Annotated in this window: 11 protein-coding genes; 9 read left to right on the top strand and 2 right to left on the bottom strand. The window is 47.2% G+C overall.

Features of this window, described 5'->3' with window-relative positions; all coding sequences use genetic code 11:
• Positions 1 to 87: 87 nt before the first annotated feature.
• The 6 genes from IEV98_RS05940 (at position 88) to IEV98_RS05915 (ending at position 5673) form a co-directional block, all read left to right on the top strand.
• Entirely contained in the window at positions 88 to 600 is a 513-nt protein-coding gene (locus tag IEV98_RS05940) for an outer membrane beta-barrel protein (RefSeq protein WP_188504960.1), read from the top strand.
• A gap of 23 nt (positions 601 to 623) precedes the next feature.
• A complete protein-coding gene (locus IEV98_RS05935; protein ID WP_188504959.1) occupies positions 624 to 1181 on the top strand; it encodes a hypothetical protein in 558 nt (185 codons plus the stop codon).
• 95 nt (positions 1182 to 1276) lie between these two features.
• Positions 1277 to 2038: a hypothetical protein gene (locus IEV98_RS05930; RefSeq protein WP_188504958.1), complete on the top strand. Its 762-nt coding sequence runs from the start codon at positions 1277 to 1279 to the stop codon at positions 2036 to 2038.
• A gap of 137 nt (positions 2039 to 2175) precedes the next feature.
• Positions 2176 to 3426, top strand: coding sequence for a collagen-like domain-containing protein (locus IEV98_RS05925; RefSeq protein WP_229738597.1), 1251 nt, complete (start codon positions 2176 to 2178; stop codon positions 3424 to 3426).
• 36 nt (positions 3427 to 3462) lie between these two features.
• On the top strand, positions 3463 to 4878 hold the full coding sequence (locus tag IEV98_RS05920) for an OmpA family protein (RefSeq protein WP_188504956.1): 1416 nt from the start codon (positions 3463 to 3465) through the stop codon (positions 4876 to 4878).
• 39 nt (positions 4879 to 4917) lie between these two features.
• Entirely contained in the window at positions 4918 to 5673 is a 756-nt protein-coding gene (locus IEV98_RS05915; RefSeq protein WP_188504955.1) for a hypothetical protein, read from the top strand.
• 38 nt (positions 5674 to 5711) lie between these two features.
• On the opposite strand, the gene IEV98_RS05910 is transcribed toward IEV98_RS05915, so the two are convergent.
• Together IEV98_RS05910 and IEV98_RS05905 are read right to left on the bottom strand one after the other, a co-directional pair.
• Positions 5712 to 7952 (bottom strand): inorganic phosphate transporter, encoded by a 2241-nt coding sequence (locus IEV98_RS05910; RefSeq protein ID WP_188504954.1) that lies wholly within the window; start codon positions 7950 to 7952, stop codon positions 5712 to 5714.
• Between the two features lie 91 nt (positions 7953 to 8043).
• Positions 8044 to 9834, bottom strand: coding sequence for a chloride channel protein (locus tag IEV98_RS05905; RefSeq protein ID WP_188504953.1), 1791 nt, complete (start codon positions 9832 to 9834; stop codon positions 8044 to 8046).
• 180 nt (positions 9835 to 10014) lie between these two features.
• Here IEV98_RS05905 and IEV98_RS05900 point away from each other — a divergent pair, with 180 nt between their 5' ends.
• From IEV98_RS05900 to IEV98_RS05890, 3 genes are all read left to right on the top strand, one after another.
• The gene (locus tag IEV98_RS05900) at positions 10015 to 10629 is read left to right on the top strand and encodes a hypothetical protein (RefSeq protein ID WP_188504952.1); all 615 of its coding nucleotides are present in this window, start codon (positions 10015 to 10017) and stop codon (positions 10627 to 10629) included.
• A gap of 150 nt (positions 10630 to 10779) precedes the next feature.
• A complete protein-coding gene (locus IEV98_RS05895) occupies positions 10780 to 11055 on the top strand; it encodes a hypothetical protein (protein ID WP_188504951.1) in 276 nt (91 codons plus the stop codon).
• Between the two features lie 248 nt (positions 11056 to 11303).
• Positions 11304 to 11738, top strand: coding sequence for a type II toxin-antitoxin system VapC family toxin (locus IEV98_RS05890; RefSeq protein ID WP_188504950.1), 435 nt, complete (start codon positions 11304 to 11306; stop codon positions 11736 to 11738).
• Positions 11739 to 11762: the final 24 nt, after the last annotated feature.

Below are 11762 nucleotides of genomic sequence, written 5' to 3'. Positions count from 1 at the left end.
TAGGTATTCCCCGCACATTTTGATTTTTCTGTTTACCTGACACATGGGGTACGTCACTAACCATAAAAATAAAACAAAAGTAATCTTATGAAAAAATTAGTATTATCAGGTTTGTTTCTTATGGTGGGTTTCGCATTCCTACAAGCTCAGCAGCCCATCCGTGTCGGTCTATTTGGTGCCTACGGCACCAAAATCGAAAAGCCGGCTATCGGTGTCATTGGTGAGATTGGCATCATCCCAAAACTGGCCATTGCACCATCCTTTGCTTACTATTTTATGGAAAATAGCGAATTCGCTAAAATGACATTTTGGGAGTTCAATGCCAATGCCCACTATTACTTCGTCAATGAAGGGCCTTTCAGTGTGTATGGATTGGCCGGATTGAATGTGGCCCGCTCTTCCGTAAACTTTGATCTCGGGGATATCGGGATGGACTTCGGTGGACTTGGAGGGAGTGCCAGCAAAGTGGGACTCAACATCGGCGCAGGTACCAACTTTGATTTCGGTTCGAAAATCCTACCCTTCGCCGAATTGAAATACACCATTGCCGGCACAGAACAGCTGGGCATTTTCCTTGGCGTCAAATACAGTATCCGTTAAAAAAACTTATAAACTCAACAAAAATGAAACCCATGAAAATACCTGCATTATTTTCCCTATTCGTCGTGATGGTATTGTCGGCTTGTGGAAAAAAAGATAACCCGATTCCAGAAGCGACCAACAGTAGCTACGAATTCAAATTCCTGACTGGACCATTGGCAGGCAGGGAGTATAAAGCTGGCGGACTTTCCCCCGAGCAGGCCATCGCGCTCTTCGTGCAGGAGCCAGGGACAAACAATAAAGGCATTTCCCTCCAACTACTGCATGGTGATTTTACGTTTGCCAGCGCCTTGGCGTTGGACCCAAGTGATCGAGTACTTCCATTTGCCCTAGACGGAGCGGAAACAGGAAGTCAAGCGGCCCTTTCCCTCAAAGACGGAGGTACACAATATGTGTTTGGGTCTGTAGGAGGCAACATATCGATCAGTAACTTGAAACGCCAATCTGCAGGATCCAACCCCAATGGCGGCCTGGCAACCTTCGAGCTCCGCTTTGAGAATGCAACATTCTACGATGCCGTGGCTGAAGGTGAAAACATTGAGGTAGAAGTTAAAGTAAGTGGAAAGATTATTATCAAATAACGAAGAATGCAATACATCATGAAATACTCATGTTTCCGAAAAACACAAACATACATGAGTATACATATGGCAATTGAAAAACAAATTATACACATATGAAAAGACATATCGTCATATTATTGTCGCTGGCTTTTTTGGCTTGTGGTAAAAAAGATCATCCAAATCCAGATGAACCGGGAGACGGATCCGAAATCTGGCAGCCTGAGAAATCCCAACCGGGCGTATTCAAAGTGCCGGATGCGTTGAAAAACCATCAAGACACTCACGCCAAGCAGGTATACGGAGCGATTAACGTTTTAGGGGCTATTATTGCGGAATACAGTACTTACTTCGTGGTGCCTGAAGTGCATACACAACCTACAGGCGGATTAGGTGACCGTTTTGAATACCAGGTCGGTGGTCATATCGTCAGTTACATGTTCGGAGATTTCGTCGACTCCCACCGCGTCTTTGAGTTGGAGGTGACAAATGCCACTGGCGGACATATTATGCGGGCGGCGGGCAACTGGTGGGAAGACTGGAATGCAGATGAGGGAAAAACTGAAACGGGCAAGCATTCTGGCCAATTAGCCTATTACATCGGTGCCGAGCCCAATACGCAAACGAAAGAATTTTCTTGGATAGACGACGGGGGAGGCAATTATCGGGTGGAACTATTAGTATGGAGCCCCAGACCTAACAGCTATTTGACTGCAAGGTATCAATATGTATTTAAGGCGGACCAATCGGGTGATTTCACGTATTGGTCATATCCGCCCAATGGTGGTGGCGACTATTGGCGAGCTGGGTGGACAAGCAGCGGTGAGGGCGAATTGATCAAAGGGGAAGGCGAAAATGCGGAAACCTTTCGCTGGTGACCCTCTAATTTTACAAAATGCACACGTCTTCATGGTAACCGGATAAGGTGCTTTAACCCATCAGGGTTTTTGCGCCCTTCGGTTCTACCGGCTAGCGATAAGCGTTGGTTGCGAGTTTTCGATAAATGATTAAGAACATGAACAGGCAATTAGTAATATGCATTTTTTTTGTCCTCACCACGTGCGCATGGACAGGCTGTAAAAAGGGCGATGTTGGTCCACAAGGACCACAAGGGCAGCAGGGTGAACGCGGCGAAGCCGGCAGCCGAGGGGCGTCCGGAAAAGATGGCCATGTTATCCTCAGTGGTACCGGAGCTCCGGCAGCATCAATCGGTTCAACAGGCGACTACTACCTGAACACCAGCAATGCAAGCCTTTATGGGCCAAAAACGGAGAAGGGATGGGGTACATCGATTGGGTTGAGGGGACCCCAGGGCCCACGGGGTGCTACAGGAGCGCAAGGCCCCAAAGGAGATAAGGGCGATAAAGGAGATACCGGCCCACGGGGTGCTACAGGGGCGCAAGGCCCCAAAGGAGATAAGGGTGACCGAGGAGAATCAGGCCCACGGGGTGCTACAGGAGCGCAAGGCTCCAAAGGAGATAAGGGTGATAAAGGAGATACCGGCCCACGGGGTGCTACAGGGGCGCAAGGCCCCAAAGGAGATAAGGGCGATAAAGGAGATACCGGCCCGCGGGGTGCTACAGGAGTAAGAGGAGAGCAAGGTGAAGCCGGCTCACAGATACTCAGTGGCTCGGCATCGCCAACAACCGTCATTGGCCGCGACGGGGACTACTATTTCCAGACAACGACAGGTGCTTTGTTTGGGCCCAAAACCGATACCGGATGGGGGGCGGGCATCGTTCTCAAAGGAGTACAAGGCCCCAAAGGAGATAAGGGCGATAAAGGAGATACCGGCCCACGGGGTGCGCAGGGTGAGCGTGGTGCAAAGGGAGATAAAGGGGATCCGGGCACGGCTAACGTCATATATTCTAATTGGTTTGCTTTTGATAACTTGAACGATTGGGAGATTATCAATTCTAAACACGCCCAAAGCCTGTTATACGTGGATGCGCTAGTCACTTATCCCAATAGCATGGTCGTGGTTTATGTGCGCACGGTCAACAACACGCAGGTTAGCATGTTGCCGATTTATAATTTCAGCTATTCCAGCAGGGTTTTGTCTTATGAGTTTTCCTACCATTACCAATTGCCGGTCATTACGATCGACGTGAAGTCATCGGCGGCAGACTTAGGCCAGATCATCTTGTACGACGCTTACCGCTATGTCATCATCCCCGGGGGGCTTGCCGCATCCGCGAGATCCCAAGGGGTAGACCTAACGAACTTGGATGCCGTTTCACAAGCATTTGATATCCCGATGAATTAATCCCAGGATTTATCCTTTTAGAAAAACCAATACACCATGAAAACAAGTAAAAGAAACCACCAATTGATCCACCTGTTTGCCGTCGCCGTATTGCTTATGGTTTGCCAGACAGGAAACGCCCAGATATGGAAAAACACAGGCAAGAAGATTGAAAAGAAAATCGAGCGGAAGGCCAGCCAGCGCATCGAGCGGAAAATAGACAAAGCGATCGACAAAGGCTTGGACAAAGTGGAAGAGACCCCCGGCGACATCGCCAAATCGGAAAAAGAAGGCAAAGTGAAAAGGAATTCCGGGAAGCCGGGACAGGCACATGGCGGAGATTCCATCGAGATGAATGCCAAAGGCACCTCGGCCGATGGGCAAGAAACCCAATCAGCCGGCCTACAGCGTTATAGCAAATTCACTTTCGTGCCGGGTGAAGAAATCATCGCTTTTGACGATTTTTCGCAGGATGCCGTGGGAGATCTGCCTGCGTCGTGGGTCAGTACTGGCACCTCTGAAATCGTCAACTTCGAGGGCCTGGAAGGAAACTGGGTATGGTTTAACAAGACCAAAGGCAACTTCGTGCCCGAATACCTGCGGGATTTGCCCGAGAACTTTACGCTCGAATTTGATCTCATGTATGATTTTGCATTTGGCACCTATAGCAATGCACGACTTCTTAACCTGGTGTTTTCGGATATTGCCAATCCTGAAGCCAAGCTGGACTGGGAGGGTACACCCGGATATTTCGCTCTTCAAAAATTGACTGATCACTATACCGGGGTCGAATTCTCCGGCGTTGGGCACGATGGCGGGCCTTTTATTACGGGTAGGAAAGTTGTATCAGCGGATGCGTCCCTCAACTTTTCGACAAAGTACAAAGCTGATCAGCTCATCAATGCCGAGAGCAAGAACACACCGATCCACATCTCCATTGCCCGGATGGGAAGGCGACTACAGGTATTTGCCAATGAAACCAAAGTTTTGGACATGACCAATGCATTCGAACGTGATGTGAAACTGACCAGTGCACGTTTCTATGTGTTGAACAGCACGGATGCCGATAACTATTATGTGAGCAACATCCGTTATGCCATAGGTAAGCCAGATACCCGCAACAAGCTCTTGGAGTCAGGTAAATTCACCACTTCAGCCATCACATTCAACACGGGATCGGCTGAAATCAGGTCGGAATCCTACGGGATACTAAAGGAAATTGCCGATGCGCTGAAGTCTGAACCCGGCAAATCGGTGAGCATCATCGGCCATACCGACAGCGACGGCAGTGATGCGCTTAACCAACAGCTTTCTGAAAAAAGAGCCGAAGCGGTGAGGACCACTTTGGAGCGGGAGTTTGGTGTAAGCAACGTCATGTTGGCAGCCGGTAAGGGAGAAAGTGACCCAGTCGCCGATAACGGCTCGCCCTCTGGAAAGGCACAGAACCGGCGTGTGGAATTTATTCTTCAGTAATAACCAACAACGATTTTACAAATTTTATAACACATACCAATGAACGCAACAATTATCGGTTTAGTCTACGTAACCGCAGGTTCGTTGATGAGCTGTGGTCAAGCCACGCCGCCATCAGCCGCAGGAATATCCGATAAAATAGACCCCAAAGCCGAAGGCCAGAATACCTGCCTGTTGGCCCATGCTGAGAAATATAGCGAACTCCTCACGAAAGAAATGGCAGCCGAGGCAATGAATATGCCGGCAGACCAAGCTATCATGGGTATTTCAAAGTTAGGTTTGGCATCCAACGAATACGACTATGTACAGTACGAATGGGAAAACGGGCGTGAAAAACTTGTGAAACAAATCAATCGGAAAGTCAAAGCAAAGGATTACGTAAAGCTTACCGGCATTGCAGCCACTTCGCTGGATAACTTCAAAATGACCTATCGAGCTGTGAGCGACGAGGATATCGGGATGTTGGACGAAAAAATCGAGCGTTCGGTCAGAGCCGAAGCCCCAACAGCAGTCAGCAAAAATGCACAAAAGAAGTTGGACGATTTAGGTATATCACGCGAACAGCAAGAGCAAATGATGAAAGATTTTTCAGGCATGGCTAAAAAGGTTACACATGCGTACGTTACCGTGGAAAACATCGGCGATGCCGCCGTTTGGAACGGCATCGAAAACACCTTCTATGTGTTTACAAATGGTGCCAAATTCCAGGTGGTAGTGGAAGTAGGTGAAGACCCAGATCAAAACAAGGCCATTGCTCTGGCTTTGGCGAGAACTATTTTAGCGCGTTGCAAATAATCCGTTGAAGAGGCCACAGCGATAAAAATTTAGTGCTTTTAATTCTCAAACCGACCATAGATCTTGCAGATCCGGAAAAGTACCGCCTGTATATCCCGGCTTTGAAGAAAAATACTGGTCTGAAGCAATGCTTGCTTGCTCCCTATGTCTTTGCGACGGATAATGTCCAATTCATTCCCAAAATTGATATTGATGAATTCGCGGATTTCATTCCGGCTTCGACGAAGCAAGGGTACATCCGGTCCGTCTTCTTCGTTAAGTTCATTTATCGCCAGCCGGAAGAATTTGTCCATCTTGTCTCCCAACCCTTCCAGGGTGACAATGAAACCATCGGCAAGGGGGGCATGCAGGTTTTCGATATACTGGACACTTTCCGCACTCATGAATTTTGCCGACTGAAGCATATCCTGTATGAGGTCGGCACCATGCACAATGACTTCGGCTGATCGGCGGTCCGCAGCACCCAGCTTCCGGATAGCCCGTAGGCTATTACGCTTCAGCTTGTATGAGTATTTGATCAGGTCCATCAGTTCCCTATCCGTCTTCCGGATCGCCGACACGTCGCCTGCCCGTATCCCATTCAAAACCGTACTATAGTGCCCGGAGATTTCAATGATCATCGTTACCAGCATATTCTTACTGCGGATGTATACATCAAGATCCGGCTCTTCCAGCAAACTCAGTCTGCTCCTTTCGGTTTTCGACTTCTGTTCCCTTTGGGCGAACGTGATGTTGGATATGATGATGTAAACGAGTACCACCCCCATTAAAAAGCCGGTTGCCACTACCCCCTGATAAATCACGAACACGAAGAAACCCGCTACGGAAAACGCAATCAATGCGGTGATAAACCACCCACCTATTACGCTGAGCACACCCGTAACGCGGTATACTGCCGATTCACGGCCCCACGCCTTATCGGCCAGCGAGGTACCCATGGCCACCATAAATGTCACATAGGTGGTTGATAACGGCAGCTTCTGTGAGGTTGCCCAAGCAATCAGTATACTAGCTAAGACCAAATTCGTTCCTGCTCTGACAAGATCAAAGGCTGGCGCATCCTCGCCAACCCGCGTTGCTTTGCTCAGCTTATCCCGTTCGAAACTCAAATCGTATCGCCGTTTCACATTACGTGGTATAACCGCATCGAAGACGTTTCCCAGCAGCATTGCAGTTTTCACCACCCGACGTGACACATTATTGGGTTTGAACCGATCGTCACTTCCGTCATCGCCCTGCTTCCCGAGGTTGATTTCCGTCTCCGTTACCTTCTTCGCTTTCGCACTAAGCCAAATCGTCAGCGCCATAACCAATCCGGCTATCAGCAGCATGTAATTAGGCACGATCACATCACTTGTGGCAAGAAAATCTTGATAGAGTGCGTCGGCAGCAACGCCGCTTTCTACCCAATTTTCATAGGCTAAGAGCCCGGTAATGGGCACCCCGATGAAATTAACGAGGTCATTACCTGCAAATGCCATGGCTAAGGAAAAGGTTCCTGCCAGTACCACGATCTTAAGCGGGTTCAGCTGATATCGCCTTTGAAGCCAGAAGCATAGCGCCGTCGAGACCGTGAGAATAAGCAATAACACAAGCACGATATGCTCGTAGATTATACCAACCCACTCAGCTTGCATCAGTGTAGTTCCCTTAAGGCCTTTGATTAGCAGGAAATACACGATAACGGTAATCCCCATACCGGAAGACGGGGCACCCAGACTTTTTAGTCGTTGTTCGTATTGGAACGTAAAGGCCGAACGAATGACAAACTGGACGACTACACCCGCGGTAAACGCGATTAAAATAGACAGAAAAATACCTGATATAATTGAGAATGTGCTATCCACATTGATATACTTCATCACCTCGCCAATAGCCTCCCCTTTCTCAGCAGCAAATAAAAAGCCCATGATCATGGAAGCCCCCAACAGTTCGAAGACAATGGAAACGGTCGTTGAGGTCGGCAAACCAAGCGAATTGAAAACATCAAAGAGAACGATATCGGCAAGCATAACGGCCAAAAATATCCACATGACTTTATCGAAGGTAAAGTGCTGCGGCTGGAATATACCCTTACGGGCGATTTCCATCATTCCACTTGAAAAAAAGCAACCCATCAAGATACCCGCGGAGGCGATCAGGATGATATTCCGATAGGTTGTTACCTTACTACCTATTGCTGAATTCAGGAAGTTGACGGCGTCATTGCTCACACCAACAATCAAGTCCGCAACAGCCAATACAAGCAATACTGCGACAATAAACAACATATATTCCATGGAAACCCCTATCTACTATTAGTGCTGCAAAATTGTGAACTTATTGTTAGTTAATGATTGTGATTAAGTTAAGTTAATGTTAACTCACTCCCTAACCCAGGTAATCAGCCTGTCTCATTAGCAGTGCCCGATATTTGTTGAAAACAGCCGATTTAGAGACAAAGCCCATATAAATTCCCGATTTATCAACAACGGGCAGAATCCAGATATCCTCGCGGTTCATCTTATTCATCACCACCTCCATATTGGCATCCACCAAAACCGTATCTGCGGGCTTCTGTACCAAATCGGCTACCGTTTTATCCCGTTCATTGGATTCACCCAGTAGAATTTCAAATAATCGCTCGCTATAGATGATTCCCAACAGCTTGCCCTGGTCGTCTACCACTGGAAAAATATTTCGTTTGGTATGAATGATATCGTACCGTCTATCCATGGGTCGTTCATGTGGGTGGAGAATTGTAAAGTTCTTCTCCAGCACGTACCGCAGTTTCATCATGCTCAATACGGTGCGATCCTTATCTTCATGGGTAAGCAAATCCCCTTTTTCCGCCAGCGCCTTCGTGTAGATGGAATGTTTCATCACACTACGATTGATCAGGTAAGCAATAGATGTAACAATCATCAGCGGCACCATCAGCATATACCCACCCGTAATTTCAGCGATTAGGAAGATAGCGGTGAGCGGAGCGTGCATGATGCCGCTAAGTGCCGCGGCCATTCCCGCTACTACAAAATTCGCGATATCCAGCGACACCAGTCCTGTGAGATTCAATCCGTAGGCAAAAGCAAAGCCCAATAGGCCCCCCATCACCAACGTGGGTCCGAATATACCACCGTTGCCGCCACTATTTAAGGTAATTAGCGATGCAAATGATTTTGCAATTACCGTAATGAGGGCATAAAGGACAATCAGATAACCATATTGGCTATAACCTGAAAAAATACTATTGTCCAATAGCGCATGATAACTCCCATTCAGTATTTGCTGGATAGCCAAATACCCCTCGCCATATAAAGCCGGAAAAAGAAAGATGAGCAATCCCAAGCTAAGTCCGCTTAACCACACTTTCCGGTATGGATTTGTAATACCTGCAAACCAGCTGTTGACCGCAGCACTTAACTTGGAAAAATAGATGGAAAACAAACCGATCAGGGCCGCTAAAAGAACATAAAAAAATAACGCATCGAGGTTCCAGTCATCCGTCAGCAGGTGAAACAGCGGTTCGCTGTAGATCAATCTCGATATCACAGAAGCCGTGGCCGCTGACATCAGCAACGGAATAAATGCCGGTATCGAAAATTCCGGCAAAAGGATTTCAATTGCAAAAATCATCCCCGCCACCGGACTGTTGAAGGCACCGGCAATCCCCGCAGCAGCCCCGCAAGCCAATAAAAGCGTAATTTCGCGATAATTGAGCCCAAAAACTCGTCCGATATTGGCCCCGATTGCCGAACCGCTATTGGCGATAGGCGCTTCCAGTCCGGCCGAACCACCAAAGCCGATAGTCAATGCGCTCGTAATAATCTGCGAATACATATTGTGGGGTTCAATCCTACTGGATCTACGTGATATGGCATACATAATCGGGGTCATACCATGCGCCATTTGCTTACTTTTGATAAATCGCCTCACATAGACAACACTCAATAGGATACCTATCAACGGAAAGAAGAGATACAGGTAATATTTATATTCCCATTGTACCTCATCCTGTAGAAACGCCGCAATGGAATGCGTCAAGCCTTTAAGTGCAGCAGCAGCTAGACCACCCAATATGCCCACCAAGATCGACAAAACGATAAGGAAATTTCGATTTGACAACCGTTGAATCCGCCATTGATTCAGCGTCATGATGTATCTCCGAAGTCGCTTCATCATGCCACAAAGCTAATCATCCTGCGCAAAAAAGCGAATCGCTCAGCGGTCTTTCTACCTTTACAGTTAAATTTTGCTTTCCCGGTTATCTCGTTGAGATGACCGTAGCCACGAACTATTTAAATCACTAGATCCCCTGTAGCAAAAGTGCGCTGCTTTGCGTTTAGCACTAAAATTCCAACTATGAATAAAGTATACGCATTACTGGCCCTGTTGGCCATCACCGTCTTTAACGCCTGTGAAAAAGGTGATATCGAACACGAGAGCCGTTTCGAGCAGAGCTACAAAGCTTGGCTGAATTTTAAGGCATCAAGTGGCAACAATTACCGCTACGAAGTGTCTGGTGCTACCTGGACAGGATCCTCTTGGCTGACTACTATCACCGTTAAGGAAGGGAAGGTGGTGCAACGGGATTTCCGATACGAGGTATTCAATGACATCCGCAGGCCGGATGAGGGTTGGGTTTCGGCATCGCTCGATGACTTGCTGAATGGCTTGGGATTTACGGCCGAAGAGTTTCTGGAACATGAGGGAAGTTCCTTCCACGAGGGACTGCAATGGACGGAGACCGCGATTGAATTGGGGGTTCATGAGTCTTCCCCAGCCAGCCCTATCCAGACGCTGGATGAGATTTACGAGACGGCCCGCACGGTATGGTTGAAAAAACGGGATGACGCACAAATTTCTTTTGACGCAAAAAATGATGGCCTGATTTCTTCAGCGGGCTTCGTGCCGAACGGCTGCATGGATGACTGTTTCTCGGGTATTGCTATCCGGTCTATCGAGGCGATTGACTAGGTCAAGTACGGCAATTTGCTTACCATTGAAACATTAAAAAACGATGTTATGTCGTGGTAGAAATTCAACCTCACAAAGCCGCAACAGCGCTTTTCCAGAACACGCGGATATGTCCTGTATCTACTTTCATCCGGTCATCTAAAAACGCTAATGCCGTTCAGGAAAAGTGCCCTTGACGTACTTGATTACGGCAGAAGTGTCAATCAAATTATCTACCTTTTCGAATACCCTTTCCGCATCCCAGATTTCGTCGATATCGAAATGCAAGCCCGTTATCGAACTGTGCGTGAAATCAAGCAAATCCGCGGTATTTTCACTATGCAGCGCTTGCCTGCGGGAAACACCTGGCCACCTTCGGCTGAAGCCTTTCCAATCGGTGAGTTTAGGGTTCTCGTTGTCTTCTTTGAAGCAGTTCTTCTAACCTAATAGATAGCGGGTTAGAATAATATTTATTATTTTTGTGATATGAATGCAGATTTAAACATAAACACGATTCTAACTCAGGTTAAACAGCTTAACAGAGCTGATCAATTGAGTTTGTTGGAAAAATTGGCATTACTAATTCGCAAATCTGATACTACGAGAAATAAAGTCAAACTCAGTTCTATTTCTGGTATCGGGTCCTCGCTTTGGAGTAAGACCAATATTGATGAATACATCGAGCAGGAAAGGCAGTGGTAATAACTGATTTCTATCAAAAGACCGTATTTTTAGATACGGCACCCCTTATCTATTTCATTGAGGGTCATTCTGAATATCAGGAGAAGCTGATGGCGTGTTTTACCGCCAACGATAACGGCGATTTTACGTTTATTACTTCTTCGATTACCCTTTTGGAAGTTTTGGTTAAGCCCCTAAGAGAGCGAAAACACAGACTGGTAGATCAATACAAAGAAATTCTCTTGAACGCATCCGGTATTCTTTTAGCTGAAGTGTCTAATGATATTGCTGAAGGTGCAGCCGGATTAAGGGCAAAATATAACTTGAAAACGCCAGATGCGATACAAGTTGCTACGGCTCTAGAAAACCAAGCGGATTATTTTTTTACAAATGATTATCGACTGGCTATTATCCAAGAGATAAAGATTGTGACATTCCAGGATTTGTAGTCCGCTGGCTTGAAGTCTTTTTCC

The organism is Parapedobacter pyrenivorans (genome assembly GCF_014636865.1).
Classification (GTDB): domain Bacteria; phylum Bacteroidota; class Bacteroidia; order Sphingobacteriales; family Sphingobacteriaceae; genus Parapedobacter; species Parapedobacter pyrenivorans.
Note: the sequence above shows the minus strand (reverse complement) of the source record. Positions and strands in the feature narration are given on the sequence as shown.